The organism is Ligilactobacillus saerimneri, assembly GCF_036689625.1.
In the GTDB taxonomy this organism is placed as follows: domain Bacteria; phylum Bacillota; class Bacilli; order Lactobacillales; family Lactobacillaceae; genus Ligilactobacillus; species Ligilactobacillus saerimneri.
Genome location: NZ_CP144759.1, coordinates 609,586 through 628,177, shown reverse-complemented (window position 1 = coordinate 628,177; position 18,592 = coordinate 609,586). Strand labels below are relative to the sequence as shown.

At 41.7% G+C, this 18,592-nt stretch carries 16 protein-coding genes; 1 reads left to right on the top strand and 15 read right to left on the bottom strand.

The window, feature by feature from the left end; all coding sequences use genetic code 11:
* Positions 1-6 precede the first annotated feature (6 nt).
* From ftsY to V3C97_RS02985, 8 genes are all read right to left on the bottom strand, one after another.
* The gene (gene ftsY / locus V3C97_RS03020) at positions 7-1,035 is read right to left on the bottom strand and encodes a signal recognition particle-docking protein FtsY (RefSeq protein ID WP_009554695.1); all 1,029 of its coding nucleotides are present in this window, start codon (positions 1,033-1,035) and stop codon (positions 7-9) included.
* Positions 1,036-1,083: 48 nt separating this feature from the next.
* Positions 1,084-4,638: a chromosome segregation protein SMC gene (gene smc / locus V3C97_RS03015; protein WP_338434422.1), complete on the bottom strand. Its 3,555-nt coding sequence runs from the start codon at positions 4,636-4,638 to the stop codon at positions 1,084-1,086.
* Positions 4,639-4,663: 25 nt separating this feature from the next.
* On the bottom strand, positions 4,664-5,356 hold the full coding sequence (gene rnc / locus V3C97_RS03010; RefSeq protein WP_009554699.1) for a ribonuclease III: 693 nt from the start codon (positions 5,354-5,356) through the stop codon (positions 4,664-4,666).
* A gap of 69 nt (positions 5,357-5,425) precedes the next feature.
* Positions 5,426-5,668 (bottom strand): acyl carrier protein, encoded by a 243-nt coding sequence (gene acpP, locus V3C97_RS03005; RefSeq protein ID WP_009554701.1) that lies wholly within the window; start codon positions 5,666-5,668, stop codon positions 5,426-5,428.
* 61 nt (positions 5,669-5,729) lie between these two features.
* Complete coding sequence (gene plsX / locus V3C97_RS03000; RefSeq protein ID WP_278838260.1) at positions 5,730-6,743, bottom strand: phosphate acyltransferase PlsX; 1,014 nt, start codon at positions 6,741-6,743, stop codon at positions 5,730-5,732.
* Between the two features lie 20 nt (positions 6,744-6,763).
* Positions 6,764-8,812 (bottom strand): ATP-dependent DNA helicase RecG, encoded by a 2,049-nt coding sequence (gene recG / locus V3C97_RS02995; protein WP_283146636.1) that lies wholly within the window; start codon positions 8,810-8,812, stop codon positions 6,764-6,766.
* Between the two features lie 49 nt (positions 8,813-8,861).
* Positions 8,862-10,550: a DAK2 domain-containing protein gene (locus V3C97_RS02990; RefSeq protein ID WP_338434421.1), complete on the bottom strand. Its 1,689-nt coding sequence runs from the start codon at positions 10,548-10,550 to the stop codon at positions 8,862-8,864.
* 31 nt (positions 10,551-10,581) lie between these two features.
* Positions 10,582-10,944, bottom strand: coding sequence for an Asp23/Gls24 family envelope stress response protein (locus tag V3C97_RS02985; RefSeq protein ID WP_009554712.1), 363 nt, complete (start codon positions 10,942-10,944; stop codon positions 10,582-10,584).
* Between the two features lie 250 nt (positions 10,945-11,194).
* Between V3C97_RS02985 and rpmB the strand changes: the two genes are divergently transcribed.
* Positions 11,195-11,380 carry a 50S ribosomal protein L28 gene (gene rpmB, locus V3C97_RS02980; protein ID WP_009554714.1) on the top strand — a complete coding sequence of 62 codons (186 nt, stop codon included), beginning with the start codon at positions 11,195-11,197 and terminating at the stop codon, positions 11,378-11,380.
* Between the two features lie 115 nt (positions 11,381-11,495).
* Here the strand turns inward: rpmB and V3C97_RS02975 are convergent, their stop codons facing one another.
* From V3C97_RS02975 to fmt, 7 genes are read right to left on the bottom strand one after another with little or no spacing between them, the layout of a single operon-like run.
* Positions 11,496-12,146, bottom strand: coding sequence for a thiamine diphosphokinase (locus V3C97_RS02975; RefSeq protein ID WP_027826118.1), 651 nt, complete (start codon positions 12,144-12,146; stop codon positions 11,496-11,498).
* Positions 12,147-12,806 (bottom strand): ribulose-phosphate 3-epimerase, encoded by a 660-nt coding sequence (rpe, locus tag V3C97_RS02970; RefSeq protein ID WP_009554719.1) that lies wholly within the window; start codon positions 12,804-12,806, stop codon positions 12,147-12,149. It abuts the gene before it with no gap.
* A 17-nt stretch (positions 12,807-12,823) separates the two neighbouring features.
* A complete protein-coding gene (gene rsgA / locus V3C97_RS02965) occupies positions 12,824-13,720 on the bottom strand; it encodes a ribosome small subunit-dependent GTPase A (RefSeq protein ID WP_268889367.1) in 897 nt (298 codons plus the stop codon).
* The gene (pknB, locus tag V3C97_RS02960) at positions 13,717-15,531 is read right to left on the bottom strand and encodes a Stk1 family PASTA domain-containing Ser/Thr kinase (RefSeq protein ID WP_338434420.1); all 1,815 of its coding nucleotides are present in this window, start codon (positions 15,529-15,531) and stop codon (positions 13,717-13,719) included. The genes rsgA and pknB overlap by 4 nt, the downstream gene beginning before the upstream one ends.
* On the bottom strand, positions 15,528-16,274 hold the full coding sequence (locus tag V3C97_RS02955; RefSeq protein ID WP_027826122.1) for a Stp1/IreP family PP2C-type Ser/Thr phosphatase: 747 nt from the start codon (positions 16,272-16,274) through the stop codon (positions 15,528-15,530). Before V3C97_RS02955 ends, pknB begins: the two co-directional genes overlap by 4 nt.
* A gap of 7 nt (positions 16,275-16,281) precedes the next feature.
* Complete coding sequence (gene rsmB / locus V3C97_RS02950; protein WP_009554733.1) at positions 16,282-17,640, bottom strand: 16S rRNA (cytosine(967)-C(5))-methyltransferase RsmB; 1,359 nt, start codon at positions 17,638-17,640, stop codon at positions 16,282-16,284.
* Positions 17,630-18,586 carry a methionyl-tRNA formyltransferase gene (gene fmt / locus V3C97_RS02945; protein ID WP_338434419.1) on the bottom strand — a complete coding sequence of 319 codons (957 nt, stop codon included), beginning with the start codon at positions 18,584-18,586 and terminating at the stop codon, positions 17,630-17,632. The genes rsmB and fmt overlap by 11 nt, the downstream gene beginning before the upstream one ends.
* Positions 18,587-18,592 lie beyond the last annotated feature (6 nt).

The following is an 18,592-nucleotide window of genomic DNA, read 5'->3' as shown; positions in this document are numbered from 1 at the left end:
TTTCACCTATTCAGAATCACTATCATCACTTGCTTCTGTTTTACTGTCTACTACTAGACCTTTAAACAAGCCATAAACAAATTCTTCAGGATTAAAGTCACGCAGATCATCCATTTGTTCACCCAAGCCAACTAATTTAACTGGAATATGCAACTCATTTCGAATAGCCAGTACAATGCCTCCCCGAGCCGTACCATCTAACTTAGTCAACACAATTCCCGTCACATTGGTTACTTCTTTAAATTGTTTGGCCTGTGTCAATGCATTTTGACCAGTAGTAGCATCCAAAGCTAATAGAACTTCATGTGGGGCCTCAGGAATCTCCCGCGCGATAACCCGCGCCATTTTTTCTAATTCCTTCATTAAATTAACTTTGTTTTGTAGACGTCCAGCCGTATCTACAAGTAAAATGTCATAATCTTCTTGTTTAGCCTTTTGAACTGCATCATATACTACTGCTGCCGGATCACTATTAGGCCCCTTGCTGACAACTGGAACACCAACTCTTTCGCCCCATTTTTCAAGTTGCTGAATCGCACCAGCACGAAATGTGTCAGCTGCTGCTAGTAAAACTTTTTGTCCTTGTTCTTGATAACGATGTGCTAACTTACCGATCGTTGTCGTTTTACCGACCCCATTAACCCCAACAAAGAAATAGACAGTTGGGCCAGCAGCTGCAGTCTGCAACCGCCGATCTTCATCTTTTCCTTCTTCTTCATAAATCTCTACTAACTTATTGATGATAACGTTAGAAACTTCTTCTTTAGATTTAGCATTTTCCAACTTAACTTCATCACGCAAAGCATCACTGATTTTTAGCGCAATATCATAGCCAACATCAGCTTCAATTAAAGTTTCCTCTAAATCATCAAAGAAATCTTCATCCACAGTTCGAAAATTAGCAAATAAGGCGTTCAGTTTGGCCCCAAAGCCCTGCCGACTCTTCTTCAAGCCATTCTCATAGTGAGTTTCTTCTTTACTAGGCGCTTGTTGTTCACCTGTGAAGGCTCGTTTAATTTTGTCAAATAAGCCCATTCTCAATTCACTCCCGCTTCGTTACATTTACTTATTATTTTAACAAACTTAATCTGCTTTTGGTATTAAACTCCCCAAAGCAAGCGAAACCACTTGGGACACACCTGACTCCTGCATCGTAACTCCATACAAAACATTAGCTTGCAGCATTGTTCCTTTACGGTGCGTGATCACAATAAATTGCGTATCTTTATCTAACTTCTGCAAATAACGCGAGTAGCGTTCAATATTTGCATCATCAAGAGCCGCTTCCGCTTCATCTAAGATTGCAAACGGTACTGGTTTTACCTGTAAGATGGCAAATAATAGTGTAATTGCAACCAGTGACCGTTCACCACCCGATAATAAACTCAACTGGCGAAACTTTTTACCAGGTGGTTGTGCCATGATATCAATGCCAGTATGAAGCATATCCTCAGGATCAGTCAGGATCAGTTCTGCCCTACCACCACCAAAAATTTGTGGGAAAATGGCTGTAAACTTGGCCTGCACTGCTGCAAATGCATCCGCAAACCGCGTAGTCACTTCATCATCCATCTCGGCCATAGTGTTTTCTAACTGGGCTTTAGCCGCTAATAGGTCATCTTGCTGTTCCAGTAAAAATTGATACCGTTTATCGACTTCTTTAAACTCTTCAATTGCGTGGACATTAACAGTCCCTAGTTCAGCTAAGCCACGGTGAAGCATCCGCAATTGACGTTCAACTTCTTCCAGGTTATCCTCCTGGTTGTCGCGAGCTGCTTGCTCATAGCTAATGCTGAACTTTGCTTGTAGTTCTTGCAAGGCGGTATCTAGTTTTTCTTCCGTCCGCTGTTTTTGACTATCAATATCCTTACGGTTCAGTTTAGCTCCATTTAAGCGCTCACTAGCTTGTTGATAATCACGCTCATTTTCATCGCGCTTTTGACGCCAGTTTTGCCGTTGTGCTTGTAATTTCTTTAGTTTCTGCTGTAATTGCTGATAATTTTCCTCAGTTGCAATTTGTTTTTGTTTTAGCTCCTGGGCTTGTTGTGAGCTGACATTTTTCTGTGCTCGAATCTTCTTCAGCGCAGCTTGATCGCTTGCAACCACAGTTTGTAATCTTTCCTGCTGGTTAACAACTTCTTTTTGTTGAACTTTTAACGCTTGGATCCGTTCCGTTAGCGCAACAATTTTTTCATTTAATTGTTGCTTTTGGACTTGCGTTGCTTGTTTGTTTACTTGGTGCGCAGTAATTTGTTTCTCTAACCGCTTTTGAGCTTGTTCATTGACGACAAGTGCTTGCTCAACCTGACGCAACTTCTTTACGATTGTTCCTAATTGGGTGGCAATTTTCCTTTCTTTATCATCAGCTGTTGCATTACGTGCGCGAACCCGTGCTACTTCTTCTTGAATCTGGACAACTTTTGCCGCAAGGATTGCATACTGTCCTCGTTTTTCTTGTTCATCTTGCTGCAGCTCTTGTAGGTCTGTTTGGACTTTAGTTACCTGGGTGGCAACATCTTGGCACTGTTTTTGTGCCTCCGTTTTTTGCTGAACAATTACAGCTAATTTGGCTTGCATATCCTTGATTTGTTGGCTTAAAGCAGTGATTTCTTGACTCTGCCCTAAGACTCCATTATTCTCCTTACGATATGCTCCCCCAGTGAAAGATCCACCAGTGCTAATGACATCGCCAGCTAGGGTGACTATTTTTCTACTATAATGTAACCTCTGTGCGATTACTGTTGCTGCTTCCATCGTAGTTGCAATAATTGTTGTCCCTAACAGGCGTTGAATAATATTAGCATCTTGCTTAGGATAACCAACCAATTCACTAGCAATCCCTACTAAACCTGGCATTTGAGCAATTTGCTGCTTTTGACTAATGGAGAGTTGATAGGGCTGTACTGTTGTTCGGGGAAGAAAAGTTGCTCGCCCTAACCGCTTGGACCGTAAATAGTTGATGCCTCTTTGAGCGGCTTGTTCATCGGTCACAATTATATTTTGAGCCTGACTCCCCAAAGCAGTTGAAATCGCAGTGAGGTATTGCTGTGATACCTCAATTGTTTCTGCCACAGAGCCAATAATTCCTGCTAACTGATTTTTGTTGCGTAATACTTCGCGAGCTCCTTGATAATACCCACTGTATTTAGCATTAATATTTACTAAGGTATCATAGTGAGTCTGTGCCCGCTGCAACACTTGATTTCCCTTTTGCCACTGGTCAGTAGTGTTTTGTACTCGTAACTTTTGCTTTTGATATACAGTCTCTAATTGTTCTAATTGCTCACGGCCGGCCGCAATCGCAGTTTCTAGCTCTTCTATTTTATGCGTGGCTAATTGAGCTTCATGTTGTAATGATTCAAGTTGTCCTATGACAGCTACCTGCTCATCACGATCCTTAGTATGTTGCTGCACACTATCAGTTTGCTCTTGGGTAAGATACTTTTTTTCACTTTGGAGTTGGGCTTGTTGTTGCAACAATTTTACTTGTTGAGCTTGTTGTTGCTTCAATTCTGCCACTACATTATCTTGTTCAGCCACTCCATTAGCTATTTCTTGCTTACTATTTTCAGCAGCTATCAATTGCTTTTGCCACTGGATAATCTGCTGGACTAACTCTTGTGCATGTTCCTTAGTTTCAACCAAAGTTGCTCGATTAGCTGAAATTTGTTGGGCTAATTCATCTTGGCGCACAGCAGTATAGTGTGCTTGCTGATCAATAACTTGTGTTTGCCCCGCAAAATATTCCCTTTGAGTTGCATAGACCTGGACTTGATGTTGCACTTGATCAATCTGCTCATCAAGCTGCTCTTGTTTTTCCTTGGTTGTAGCTAGCAAATTACTTAATTTTTCTACTTGTCCCGCATATTTGATCACAGCCTGTTCACAGAGGGTTAGTTCGTGATCAATATTCTGACTACGCTGCATTCCCGCTTGAATTTGTAATACCAAATGACTCTTTTTGTAATAGTCAAATTTGCGTTTCTGCTCCAAATAGTCACGTGCAATACTTGCTTGTTCTTCTAGCGGATCACGGCGTCGACGTAACTCAATAACAATGTCATTTAACCGCTCTAAGTGAGCAGTAGTATCGACCAATTTATTTTCAGCTTGCTGTTTCTCTTTCTTGTACTTTAAGACACCTGCAACTTCTTCAATGTACATTCGCCGGTCAAGCGGCTTACTATTGAAAATTGCTTCTACTTTGCCTTGCGAAATAATGGAAAAAGATTCTTTTCCTAGACCAGTATCAATAAATAAATCACTGATATCACGCAACCTTACCCGGTTATGATTAATGAGATATTCGCTATCGCCATTCCGGTAAATACGCCTAGTAATAGCCACCTCATCAGTAGCAATTGCCAAAAAACGGTCACTATTATCCAGCACCAGCTCAACTTCTGCACGGTTCAATGGGGACCTTGTCTGCGAACCAGCAAAAATCACATCATTCATCTTGCCTCCCCGCAGGTTCTTGGCAGATTGTTCTCCTAACACCCATTGCAGGGCTTCAATGATATTACTCTTGCCACTCCCATTGGGGCCAACAATTCCAGTGATCCCTTCAAAAAAATCAATCTTGGTTTTGTCGGCAAATGATTTAAAGCCGCTTATGGTCAACGATTTTAATTTCATTGGCTACGCACAATTCCTCTCATCATTATCCTCTTAGCTCTTTTAGTGCCTGGAAGGCAGCTGCTTGTTCCGCAGCTTTCTTAGAATGTCCCTCACCTTTGCCAATCACTTTGCCATCGACACTAACTTCCATAGCATAGTGTTTGTCATTATCTGGGCCAGTTTCACCGATTTCCTTATAAACAATAGTACGTTCCCCGGATTGCTGCAGAAATTCTTGCAGTTCAGTCTTATGATCCAAAAGTTGATCATACCATCCCATATCCAATTTAGGGAAAACTACCCGTTGAATAAACCGTACTACTTCATCTTTACCCTGATCCAGATACAATGCTCCTATAAACGCTTCAAAAATATCACATAATAAAGCTGGCCGTTGCCGTGCATTCGACTTTTCTTCACCTTTACCTAAACGAATATATTCATCAAAATGACATTCCACAGCAAATTTACTAAAACTTTCTTCCCGAACCATTGCTGCCCGCAAACGGGAGAGCTTTCCTTCTGGCATCAGTGGATACCGTTTGAATAAATACTCCGAAACGCACAGTTGCATAACCGCATCACCCAAAAATTCAATTCTTTCATAATATTTCAAGTGTTCACGTTTATGTTCGTTAGCATATGAAGCGTGGGTAAAGGCCTCATCTAACAAATCTGGATTGTGAAAATCAATTCCAAAATCATCATGCAACATCTGTGTTAATCCTATAATCACTGTCTAACCCCTCTTCACTATCAATTTACTTTCGTCAAAAAAAGCCGGCATCTCTGCCAGCCCTAATCATTAGTTTTGGTGCGCTAAAATATATTGAACCGCATCGCCAACTGTGGCAAGCTTTTCTGCATCCTCGTCAGAAATTTCCGCCCCAAACTCATCTTCTAACTCTAACACAAATTCAACTTTATCGATTGAATCCGCATCTAAATCAGTTTGAAAATTAAGCTCGTTGGTAATTTTATCTGTGGCAATATTGAAGTGCTTTTCAATCAATGCCGCGATCTTCGTAAATACTTCTTGTTCAGTCATGTTTCTTTCCTCCACAACTTACAGTTAACATTCCCATTGTAACCGTATTTCATATAAAAGTCTAGCTATCTTCCCGGCTTTGCTGAGTAGCTAAATAAGCTGTAAATTTAGGAATCATCTGCCCTGCTACCATTGCCCGGATCTGCTTTACAGTATAATATACTGTTCGGGCATCACTAGCACCATGTGCTTTAACAACCGGTGCTTTGGCTCCCAAAAGGACTGCTCCACCGTAGGTTGATTGATCCATTCGTTGTTTTAATTTCATGAGACTAGGTTTAAGGAGCAAGGCACCCAACTTTCCTTTAACCCCGCTTGTCATAATGGCATCTTTAAGCATAGTCATAATTCCCTTGGCAGTTCCTTCCATGGACTTAAGGGCCGCATTTCCGGTAAAGCCGTCAGCAACAATTACATCACAGCTTCCATTAGCCATATCACGTGCTTCAACATTCCCTACAAAATTCAAACTTGGATCCGCACTGATCAACTGGTGCGCTGCTACCGTTAACTTGCTCCCCTTATGCGGTTCAGTCCCATTGTTAAGCAACCCAATCCGGGGGTTATCAATTCCCCGAACACTCTCAGCATAATATTTTCCAAGTAGAGCATATTGGTAGAGGTGCTCAGGTTTTCCGTCCGCATTAGCTCCACTATCTAAGAGATTAAAAACTCCTTCTTGTCCAGAAATGATCGGCAAAGTTGACAGTAAGCCTGGGCGAGCAACACCTCGAATTCGTCCAATAATAAACAATCCGGCAGCCAATAAAGCTCCTGTATTGCCACATGAAAATAGCGCATCTGCTACCCCATCTTTAACCGCTTGGGCTGCCCGCACCAATGAGGAATCTTTCTTCTTGCGAATAGCCTTAACTGGTTCATCGTTCATTGTAATTAACTCAGTAGTTGGAATAATCGTAAGCCGTTCTTTGTCTTTGATCAATTCAGTAAGCTGAGCCTGATTTCCAAAGAGTAAAAACTCAACATCCTTAAATTCGTCACGGGCCCGCTCAACCCCTGCTACAACACTTTGTGGCGCATAATCGCCACCCATTGCATCGACTGCAATCTTCATCATCAATCCTTCTTTCTTAACTAGGCTCGAGATCCATTATCAATCTGCTGGTGCAAGTATTCAATTAAGACTCGATTTTCGTTGTTAGTCGTATAATCATCAGCATTTATTATATCATGTGCGGCTTGTTGTGCTACTTGTAATATATTGAGATTAGTTACTGGATCACCAACTTTAAAACTTGGTAATCCTGACTGCTTTTTTCCTAACAGATCACCTTGTCCCCGCAATTCCAGGTCCTTTTGTGCAATGACAAAGCCATTGGTAGTTGCCACCATTGTTTCCATGCGTTTTTTACCAAAATCATTTTTAGGATCTGCTACCAACACACAATATGATTGTTGATCGCCTCGACCAACGCGCCCCCGTAACTGATGCAGTTGTGCTAAGCCAAATCGATCAGCATCTAAAATTACCATCACAGTTGCATTAGGAACATCCACCCCCACTTCGATCACTGTGGTCGAAGCCAGAATTGCTAGTTCACCTGCTTTAAAAGCTTGCATCACTTGATTCTTCTCGTCATTTGTCATGTTACCATGCAACAATCCTACTGAGTAACGTGGTTCAAAATGATCTTTGAGATTTTGATAAACTTCTTCGGCATTTTTGAGATCAATAACGGCGGATTTTTCAATTAATGGCGATATAACGTAAGCTTGAGCACCTTGGTCCAGTTGCTCTCGCAGCAATGACCGCACTTGTCCTACTTGTTTTTTGTTATACCATACAGTTTGGACCTGTTTTCGCCCGGCAGGCAACTCATCAATTACCGATAAGTCCATTTCTCCATATGTTGTAATTGCTAATGTCCGTGGGATTGGTGTAGCAGTCATTGTTAAGACATCTGGGTTACCCCCTTTCGCCAATAACGTTTGCCGCTGCTCTACCCCAAAACGGTGTTGCTCATCGATAATTACCAAGCCCAGCTGTGCAAAGTGCACCCGTTCTTGGATCAATGCCTGAGTTCCAATAATGATGTCCACATCTCCGTGTTCAATGTGGGTCAATAATTCGCGCCGTAGCCGGGGATTACGAACGGTGTTTCCGGTCACCAAAGCAACGTTAACTCCCATAGGACTCAACAATGTAGCCAGCTTATCAGCATGCTGCTCTGCTAAAATTTCCGTTGGCGCCATCAAGACACTTTGCCACCCTGCTGTTACCGCTGCATACATCGCAATTGTAGCCACAATGGTTTTTCCGGAACCAACATCTCCCTGAAGCAACCGATTCATATGTATTGGACGATGCATATCGGAGCAGATTTCATTGACTACACGCTTTTGAGCTTTTGTTAGCTCAAAGGGGATTTGCTGGATAAATTCCCGCAGCTTTTTATTATCATAGTCTATTTTTACCCCTTGCTGCTCTTGGCGACGCAGTTTACGTAATTCTTGTAGTCCGGCTTGAAATAAGAAAAATTCCTCAAAAATAGCTGTTCGCCGTGCCTGAGTTGCTTCTTCCGCATTCACAGGAAAGTGCATTCCTTTAATCATTTGCTCGCGTGAAAGTAAACGGAATTTTCGGCGCAAAGACCCCGGAATAATATCACGAATGCTTCCGTGGTAATTTTCATAAGCTTGATGAACCAATTTTTTAATTGTCCCAGCCTTGATTTCTTTAGATGAATTATATACACCAGTGAAATTATTCCGCTGGCTTGTATCTTCAGCAATGATCTTGATCCCTGAGAGACTTTGCCGAGCAACATCATACGTGCCGTATAAAATCACTTCTTCTCCCCGTTGTAATTTTTTACTTAAATACGGTTGGTTGAAAAAAGTTACCCGTACTACATTATGATCAATCAATAAATTAAAATTGAGCCGGCTCTTGTAGCGACCAAATCTGATCACCGTTGGATCAGTCGCCACTATACCTTTCAAAGCCACTTTTTGATGATCCTGAACTGCCGTCAAATCCTTGACACCAACATCCTCATAACGAAAGGGAAAATATGTCAGTAGATCATTAATTGTATTAATCCCTAATTTATTGAGCGCACTAGCTTTTCTTGGACCCACACCCTTAAGTTCTGTCACTGGTGTTGTTAAAATGTCTACCACTGTGCTACCTCCCTAACAAAAAAGACTGGTTCATAACCAGCCTTTAATATTATTCAACAGAAACCATGTATTGGTATACCGGTTGGTCTCCTTCGTATATTTCTACTTCTAAATCTTCATCAATAGCTAAAACTGCATCCTTGATTGCTTCAGCCTCTTGTTGACTGCCGTCAGCACCAAAGAGAATAGTAACTATTTCACTATCTTCATCAACCATCTTTTCAATCATTTTGACAGTTGCTTGTTGGACATTTTCAGCCACAATCTCGATTTTCTTGCCAATTATGCCCATAAACTGGCCATTTTTGATCTCTTTACCTTCAATCGTGGTATCACGCACGGCATTTGTTACTTTACCGAAAGTAACATCTTGCAAGCTATCGGTCATATCCTGGCGGTTCTCAGCCAGAGTTTTGGTCTTTTCAAAGGCTAACAGTGCTGTCATTGCTTCTGAAATGGAAGCTGTTGGTACCACAGCTACTTCAGCATCAACAACCGTTGCTGCTTGGTCAGCCGCTAACAAGATGTTCTTGTTATTTGGTAAGACAATTACTTTTTCAGCTTGAGTACTATTGATAGCATCAACAATATCCTTAGTAGATGGGTTCATAGTTTGCCCACCACTAAGAATGTAAGTCGCTCCAAGACTCTTGAGAATATCAGTGATCCCTGCACCTGAAGCAACCGCAACGATGCCATAGTCGCCAGCAATATCATTAGTAACCGGCTGCGCAGCTTCTGCTTCTTCCTTCTTATCATTGATGATAATTTCTTCTTGTTGCCAACGCATATTGTCAACTTTAACAGTTTGGAGGTCACCAAATTGTTGCCCCCATGACAACACTTTACCTGGGTATTCGGTGTGAACGTGAACTTTAACTACTTCATCATCGTTGATTACCAAAAGGCTGTCACCTAGGTCAGCCAAATAATTGTAGAAAGTATCATAGTCAAATTTCTGGGTTACTTGCTTTCCGCGTCCGATACGCACCATAATTTGTGTACAGTAACCATTTTTAATATCTTCAACGTTCAACTTAGATTGTGCATGTTCGGCCCCTACCATTTCTGGCATCTCACCTAGTGATGGGGTGTGTTTTTGTTCATCTTCTGGCCGAACATTACCAGAAAGAGCATCATAGAATCCTTGGTAAACAAAGACTAGCCCTTGACCACCCGAATCAACAACGCCTACTTCTTTCAAAACAGGCAGCAATTCTGGTGTCATTTTGAGGGCTTCTTCAGCCGCCTCATAAGCGACCTTCATAATTGCTACACAATCGTCCGTTTTTTTGACTTCTTTTCGCACTGCTTCAGCTGCTTTCCGAGCAACCGTCAAGATTGTCCCTTCTTGTGGCTTCATCACGGCCTTATAAGCCATTTTTACCCCAGAAGAAATCGCATCAGTCAGGTCTTGAGCTGATAACTGTTGCTTATCCCCAACTGACTTATGAAAACCACGGAAAATCTGTGAGAGAATAACACCAGAATTCCCCCGTGCTCCCATTAACAACCCCTTGGCTAATGCTGAAGCTAATTCACCAGTGCTTTCCGAATTAACATCACTCAGATATTTATATCCACTAGCGAAGGATAAACTCATATTTGTTCCCGTATCACCATCAGGCACGGGGAAAACATTCAGTCTGTTAATAAAATCCGCATTATCATTTAAGCGTTGAGAACTGACGCGGACCATCTTTTGAAATTCCGCTCCAGTAATCGTTGTAACTTTCACCTTGAAACTTCCTCCTTAGACCGCAGTCAGCTTAGTCAGCTGTCACTCGAACGCCTTGAACATAAACGTTCACGGAATGTGCGGTTACTCCTAACATGGATTTCAAATTATATTTAACTTTATCCTGTACATTATGGCAAACTTCAGAAATCTTTGTCCCATAACTAACAATTATGTAAAGATCAATCGCTACGCCTTCATCTTCTTGACGTACGACAACACCCTTAGAATAATTGTCACGCTTTAAAATTTCATTTAAATTGTCTTTAATTTGATTTTTGCTAGCCATACCAACGATTCCGAAAATTTCAGTTGCGGCACCACCGACAACAGTTGCAATAACTTCATTACTAATATCGATGTTACCGAACTTGCTTTGCATTTTTACAGCCATTTAATACAGCCTCCTTGAGTAATTACGACAATCTTATTGTAATTATAGCAAACAATGCTAGCAAAACAAAATACGCTTGTCAATTTCTTTCTCTACTGTTCCATTTAGTTTGGCTTAATTCGTTCAATTTAAGCTGTGAAGGAAAATTACTTTACAGATTATTCTTGCATTCTCTAAATAACTATGCTAATTTAATATAGTGAATTAGCGTAAGTGCTTGAAGTTTTTTGTTAAAGGAGGGTTTATTGAGATGGCAAAAGATTATATTACAGGCCGTAAGACATCCTTCGGTAAGAAGCGTTCTCACGCTTTGAACTCATCTAACCGTAGCTGGAAGCCAAACTTGCAAAAAGTTCGCATCCTGGTCGATGGTAAGCCAAAGAAGGTTTGGGTTTCTGCTAGAGCATTGAAGTCTGGTAAAGTTACTCGGGTCTAATAACCATTAAAACCAACTCGTTCCATTACGGTACGAGTTTTTTTATACAAAAATTAAAGAGGGAGAGTAACCTTCACTGACTTTCAGTGGGTTTACTCTCCCTCTTTTTAGTATATCAATCACAACTTTGAATCACCGCAACAACGCCACGGCTAAAAGTAAAATGCCCCTTATCCCCAATGAACTCATTGCTAGATAGTGATATTGGTAATAAAAAATCCGTTTTGGGTAACCGATATTTCTCATCCGGTAACTCTAAACCTTGCACTGGTGTTAAAGGAACAAATGCCAAATATTTCATCCCTTGTTCTTTTACCAAGGTGTACTGACCAGGACGGTAAAAAGAAACTGTATTATTCCGATCGTAGAGTTTTACCTTATCTAAAAAATACTCAAACTCTGGCTTTAAAACGAATAGAAGATTAGCTAATAGTTGATCCATCCGTGCTCCAGTCGCCCCAAATATATTAACTTGAGTCACCCCAGGAAAATAGTGACGAATATAACGCAAGGCCATTTCCGTATCCGTAATGTCATCCTTTTGGGGATCAATAACAGTCCGTTTAATCTGTTGTTGGACCATGGCTATTTCTTGCGCTGTCGATGAATCAAAATCCCCCACAGCAAGGCATGGTGTAATACCATGAGCCAGCAAGCGCACTGCTCCTTGGTCAGCTCCGACCCAATTGGGTTGGGTTTGTGCCCATTCATAGAAACCTGATGGCAAAACAGCCTCGGGTCCTCCAACCAATAAATTGATTAGCATTTATAGCGCTTCCTCAACTGTTGCTTGGCGTAACTTTTCAACTTGGACAGCTGGGTCACCCTTAAAAACAAAGGAGCCTGCTACTGCCACTGTAGCCCCTGCTTGTGCACACTGCTTAATTGTTTGGTCATTTACACCACCGTCAACTTGAATTTCATAATGGTAACCTTTTTCCTGCTTAATTTGAGCTAATTCGGCTACTTTATCCAACATCTCAGGCATGAATTTTTGTCCGCCAAAACCGGGATCAACAGTCATAACCAACACTTGGTCAACCATTGCCAATAATGAGCTAATTGCACTCACTGGTGTTCCGGGATTAATAACGATTTCAGCCAACTTGCCCTTTTTCTTGATCATGTCCAAAGCCCGATGAATATTAGGTGTTGATTCATACTGGACTCCAATTAAATCAGCCCCTGCGTCAGCGAATGCTTCTACATAGTTTTCTGGGTTTTCAATCATTAAATGGCAATCAAAAACAAGTTGTGAATGTGGGCGCAATGCTGCCACGACATTGGGTCCAAAAGTCAAATTAGGAACAAAGTGTCCATCCATCACATCAATGTGGAGCATATCCACCTGAGCTTGTTCAACTTTTTCAACGTCTGTTTGTAAATTTGCAAAATCAGCACTTAAAATCGATGGTGCTATCTTCATAATTTCCACCTCAAATATTAGCGATACTTCTTTTTCTCATCATCAACTACCATTTTATAGAATTGTAGGTAGTTTTCATAGCGACTGGACCATATTTTTTCACTTGCCACTGCATCCCGAACCGCACATTGTGGTTCTTTAATGTGAGAACATCCGCGGAACTTGCATGCGGTGGCATACTCTTGAAAATCTGGGTATAAACGTGGTAAGTCTTCTTTGGTTAAATTGCTAAGTTCAAATGATGAAAAGCCTGGTGTATCAGCAATTAAAGCTCCATGGATGTCCAATAGACTTACCTTTCTGGTAGTATGTTTCCCTCGGCTCAACGCTTTGGAAACTTCCCCAGTTTCAAGTTGGAGAGCTGGGTCAAGTTGGTTCAATAAAGTTGATTTTCCCGCACCAGTTTGCCCCATGACAACGCACACCTGTCCTTGAAGCTCAGAGAGAAGCTCCGCTTGCACTTGCTTTTGCTCTGCCGGTGTCTGAGGAATAAAAGTCGGATAATATTGACGATAGTATGTAGCGATCTCCGCCAATACTTGGCGCTGATCCGCTGTGCTGACTAAATCATATTTAGAAAAATAAATTAACGGTTCAATACCATTGGAAGCCAACATTACCAACTGGCGATCTAACAAGTTGGCCGAAAAATCTGGTTCAACACACGCTGTCACAACTACAGCCTTATCAACGTTGGCAACTGGTGGGCGCACCAACTGGTTCTTTCGCGATTGAATGCCTAAAATATAGCCTTCATCTGCTTTTTCAGCTTTAAAATCAACAAAATCCCCCACTAAAGGTGTCTGCTTTTTCTTACGAAAATTTCCCCGCGCCCGTGTCCGATACTCTTGGCCATCACTTGTCATCACATCATAATAGCCACTCAAAGATTGTCTAATCTGTCCGCGCATCATTCACCATCCTTTTCTGGAGCATACTTGCGCACATTATCATTCTTAAATAACAGTTTTCCATCTCTAACAAATTTAAATTTTCCAATATCATCAGGATGTAACACAAAGGGTAAAGTTACTGTCGTATCATGCTTGATATGCAAAGTTTTATACACTTCACTATAACTATGCTTAGAATCTCCCAAATAAACTTCTACCTTATTACTAGCTTTACTATTATCGTATGGGACTGTCACTGGAACACTGAATTCTATCAATTGCTCTGACGGATCTGTATTCCGGCCTTGACTCACCGTGAACATCACTGACGTTTGTTTGAAGGCCACTTTTTTATCCTGCATGATACTTTGATCAATGATCAGTCCTGGAGCATATTCCGTAGACATTCCCTTTTTCTGGTAGACTGTCACCCCTTGGGCTTCTAGCTTTCTTTTGACCGTTTGAAAATCCTGACCAACATAATTGCCAAAACGTTTCTTAGGTAATCCTTGCGAAACTGTTATGTTAATCGTTGATCTAGTCTGCGTTTTAGCACCCCCATTCGGGGTTGACTTGGTTACTTGGCCAGCCGTGTATTTATCACTATGCTCTTTGTTGATCTGTCCGATTTCTAGGTGGTTTTGCTTCAATAAACTGACCGCATCCGCCTTCGACATCCCTCTAACATCTGGAACCGTGATTACCCGTGGTGTGTGCAACACGGCAAAAATTGCCACACAAATCACTACTACTACAAAAACAATTGATCCAATAATAATTTCTTTTCGGCGTAAACTACCACGTTGGGCAGTCCGTAATCCCAATGCGGGTGCTGGTTGAGTCGCCTGGTGCTGATCAACATCCCGCTCATCTAACTGGCGCAAATCGGGCAGTTCTTTGGTCTTTTCCAGCTCATCTTTTTCAGCCAAAATTGGTCGGATATCTGGTAAAACCTTAGTCACTTCTTTTTCTTGTTCTGCTTCTGGCTCCCATTTTGGTTCTTGCATCCGTTCTGATGATAAAGCTGTCGTCAAATCTGCGATCATCTCATCAATGTTGCGATAACGCATATGTGGATCCTTGGCCGTTGCATGATAGACTACATTGGCCAGCGCCTGCGGAATATCTCGCTTATAGTTTTCTAATGCTGGAATATGTTCGGAGTAGTGCTTTAGTGCAATCACAACCGCCGTTTCGCCTTGGTAGGGCACTTCACCGGTTAATAATTCAAATAAAATAATCCCCAGTGAATAAATATCTGATTGTTTGGTGACTACACTCCCCCGTGCCTGTTCTGGCGAAATATAGTGGACTGATCCCAGTAAGGTGTTGGTTCGGGTCATAGTTGTTTCAGCTGTCATAACGGAGATTCCAAAATCAGTAATCTTCACACGCCCATTTTGATCAATCAAAATATTTTGCGGTTTAAGATCCCGATGAATAATGCCATGCAGGTGAGCTTCTTTTACTGCTTGGAGCACCTGGGTCATAATTGCTACTATGTGTTCAAAGCTCAAAGGATAGTTTTGCTTTAAATATTTTTTCAAATCCATCCCTTCAACATATTCCATTACTAAATACTGCATCCCATCGCTTTGGTCCACATCATAGATTTGAACAATATTGGGACTATGCAGTTCTGTTAATGAAATTGCTTCCCGTTTAAAGCGTCTGATAGCAGCTGGATCATCCCGCCAATCCAATCGCAACATTTTCAACGTTACCGGACGCTTTAAGATAAGGTCATATGCCTCATAAACATTGGCCATCCCCCCTTCTCCCAGGGGACGGACAAATTTATACCGTCCGTTTAAGATAAAACCTGTTTTCATCGTACTCCCTCCATGTCCTGTTGAACTAAGAGGGCAGTAATATTATCTGGTCCCCCAGCTGCATTGGCTTGGGCAACCAATAACTGACATTTTTCTTTCAAAGAGGTAGTTACATCGTTAAGAATATGCACGATTTGTGCTGTCGACACCATATTAGTTAATCCGTCTGAACACAACATGAATAAATCATCGTTCCGATATGTGGCGCGACTAATATCCAAAACTACTTCCTTTTCGATGCCTAATGTGCGCGTAATAATATTCTTTTGGGGGTGATTTTGCGCCTCAGACGCACTAATTTTACCCTGCTTCACCATTTCATTGACCAATGAATGGTCTTCAGTTAGTTGACACAGGCTTCCGACATGAAATACATAAGCACGACTATCACCAAGGTGAGCCACCAGGTATTGATCATTAAAGAAGAGTATGCATACTAACGTAGTTCCCATTCCGTTTAAGTCTGAAAATTGTTGGGCACGCTTGTTGATCAAACTGTTTTCAGCGGCCACGGTTGTCTCTAACCATGCTTGCCCTTCGGTAACAGTAGTAAAGCTACTCTCAGAAAAATAGTGTCCCAAATGTGAAACAACCATTTCTGAAGCCACTTCGCCTCCTTGATGACCACCAATACCATCAGCCACAATTGCTAAATGCAGACCTGACTTACTAGTAAAAAAGCCCACTTGGTCCTCATTATTTAAGCGTACTTTCCCCTTGTCAGTCACATATGCATAGTTCATCTTCTTCTCACCTACTTTTCTTGATCAACGTTGCAATAAAGAACCCGTCCGATTTAAAGTCATCCGGATAAATTGTCAAACTTAATTCTTCCCGTTCATCTTTGATTCCATAGTGTGTTTTGGTTTTAATTTGTTCAAACTCTGAATGTTGGGCTAAGAAACGGTCGACCACATCTTGATTTTCCCCTTGCAAAATGGTGCACGTGCTGTATGTCAATTGTCCGCCCTCTTTCAATGTAGGCGCAACTGCATTTAAGATTGCCAATTGAATTTGTTGGAGCTTTTGTGAGTCCGCTAACCGTTTGTCGTATTTGATTTCTGGCTTGCGCCGTAACAATCCCAATCCTGAACAAGGTGCATCCACTAATATCTTATCAAAGCTAGCCACTGCAAATTTCTTAGCAACTTCACGCGCATCTAACTGCTGGGCCTGAACATAGTCAGCCACTCCAATTCGCTTTGCATTTACTTCAATTAGTTTAACTTTATGGGCATGAATATCTAAAGCGGTAACACGACCACTTTCATTTAATTCAATAGCGATCTGGGTGGTCTTCCCTCCTGGAGCAGCACAGGCATCTAAAACTTGGTCACCCGGTTTAATTTGCATAGACTCAACCGCTAACATCGCACTTTCATCTTGAACCGATAGCTCTCCGCGCTGATAAGCAAGGCTAGTTGGCGCAAAACCCGCAGTCACTGTTCCGGCACGGAAAGCAACTTGACTTCGTTCCACTTCTAATCCTTCTGCCTGAAGGCCTTTGATCGTTTGCGCCAGCTTATCTTCTGTTGGTTGGCTCATATTAAAACGAATGCTATTTTTAGAGGGTTCGTTGGTTGTAGCTAAAATAGCTGCTGTCTTCTTCAACCCCAGTTCAGCCGTTAGTTCTTTTACCAACCAAAGTGGTGTACTTGTTTCTATACTCAAGCGTTTAGTTGTGTCTTTTATTTCTTTGACTGCACGCACACCCTGTCTTTGAATTGAACGTAAAACAGCCGTTACAAACCGACGTGTACCTGCATGGCCCTTGACCTTAGCAATATCAATTGCTTCATTAAAAATCGCCCATTCCGGAACAGCAGTGAGATACTGCATTTGATACAAAGACAGCAATAATAACTCATGGACCCAAGGAGCCACCTTTTGTGGTTGCTTAATAAAGGGTTGCAACCAATACTCCAAGGTCAACCGGTGCTGCAATGTCCCATATACTAAATTAGTAAAAAAATGGGCGTCTTTTTCATCTAACTGGTGTTTTTTAATAACTTGATTGATTCCTAAATTTGAGTATGTTCCCTGTTGATTAATTCTGGTCAACAACTCGACAGCTAAATAACGGGGAGTTTCACGTAACTTATTGCTCATCGGTAATTAACTTTTGTCCTTCCTTGATTCCTTGACCCATTCCATTGAGATAAGCAGTGATGTCCATCTGGGCTTTCCCCGCTGGTTGGAGGCGGTTCACCTGGTAGACTGTTCCCGCTGCTGCAGCAATTTTCAATTGGTGTTTTCCCACTGCAACAACTTCTCCGGCTGCCAAAGTGGTCTTTTCTGATAATGGTGTTACATCCCAAATCTTAGTCCGCTTACCATTAAATGCTTTAAAATACGTACCTGGGTTAGGACGTAAAGCTCTGACTTTCCAATCAACTTCTTGGGCAGTAAGTGCTAGTGTCAACGGTTCTTGATCGGCCTTAATGATCGGGGCAAAAGTGGCTTGTGCCTCGTCTTGAGCCTGACCACTGATCGTCCCCTGAACTAACTGGGGTAACACTTCATGGAGTAGTTCAATTCCCACTTGGCTCATCTTAGTAAAGATGCTAGCAGTGTCATCCGTCGCTGTGATGGGAATCACACGTTTCGCAAGCATGTCCCCTGCATCCATCTGCTTAACCATGTACATGATTGTAACTCCGGTTTCTTGCTCCCCATTCATGATGGCATACTGCACCGGCGCCCCACCACGATATTTAGGTAGCAAAGAGCCATGCACATTGATCGCGGCAATTTGCGCTGAATCTAGTAACTTTGTTGGTAAAAATTGTCCGTAAGCAGCTGTTACAATAAAATCAGGTTTCAAAGCACATAACTGCTCTAATTCTGGACTCCCACTTAGCTTAGCTGGCTGTAATACTGGAATATCATGCTTCAACGCTACTTCTTTCACCGGAGAAGGAGTTAACTTTCTTTTCCGGCCTACCGCCTTGTCTGGTTGAGTAACCACTGCTACTAATTCATAATCAGTAGTCACTAAGTCTTCAAGAATAGTTGCCGCAAACTGTGGTGTACCCATAAATACCATTTTTGCCATATTTCT

Excerpts from the sequence above, each read along its gene's own strand:
- ftsY (WP_009554695.1), bottom strand. The coding sequence starts at position 1,035 with ATGGGCTTATTTGACAAAATTAAACGAGCCTTCACAGGTGAACAACAA.
- smc (WP_338434422.1), bottom strand. The coding sequence starts at position 4,638 with ATGAAATTAAAATCGTTGACCATAAGCGGCTTTAAATCATTTGCCGAC.
- acpP (WP_009554701.1), bottom strand. The coding sequence starts at position 5,668 with ATGACTGAACAAGAAGTATTTACGAAGATCGCGGCATTGATTGAAAAG.
- plsX (WP_278838260.1), bottom strand. The coding sequence starts at position 6,743 with ATGAAGATTGCAGTCGATGCAATGGGTGGCGATTATGCGCCACAAAGT.
- V3C97_RS02985 (WP_009554712.1), bottom strand. The coding sequence starts at position 10,944 with ATGGCTGTAAAAATGCAAAGCAAGTTCGGTAACATCGATATTAGTAAT.
- rpmB (WP_009554714.1), top strand. The coding sequence starts at position 11,195 with ATGGCAAAAGATTATATTACAGGCCGTAAGACATCCTTCGGTAAGAAG.
- V3C97_RS02975 (WP_027826118.1), bottom strand. The coding sequence starts at position 12,146 with ATGCTAATCAATTTATTGGTTGGAGGACCCGAGGCTGTTTTGCCATCA.
- rpe (WP_009554719.1), bottom strand. The coding sequence starts at position 12,806 with ATGAAGATAGCACCATCGATTTTAAGTGCTGATTTTGCAAATTTACAA.
- rsgA (WP_268889367.1), bottom strand. The coding sequence starts at position 13,720 with ATGATGCGCGGACAGATTAGACAATCTTTGAGTGGCTATTATGATGTG.
- pknB (WP_338434420.1), bottom strand. The coding sequence starts at position 15,531 with ATGAAAACAGGTTTTATCTTAAACGGACGGTATAAATTTGTCCGTCCC.
- V3C97_RS02955 (WP_027826122.1), bottom strand. The coding sequence starts at position 16,274 with ATGAACTATGCATATGTGACTGACAAGGGGAAAGTACGCTTAAATAAT.
- rsmB (WP_009554733.1), bottom strand. The coding sequence starts at position 17,640 with ATGAGCAATAAGTTACGTGAAACTCCCCGTTATTTAGCTGTCGAGTTG.
- fmt (WP_338434419.1), bottom strand. The coding sequence starts at position 18,586 with ATGGCAAAAATGGTATTTATGGGTACACCACAGTTTGCGGCAACTATT.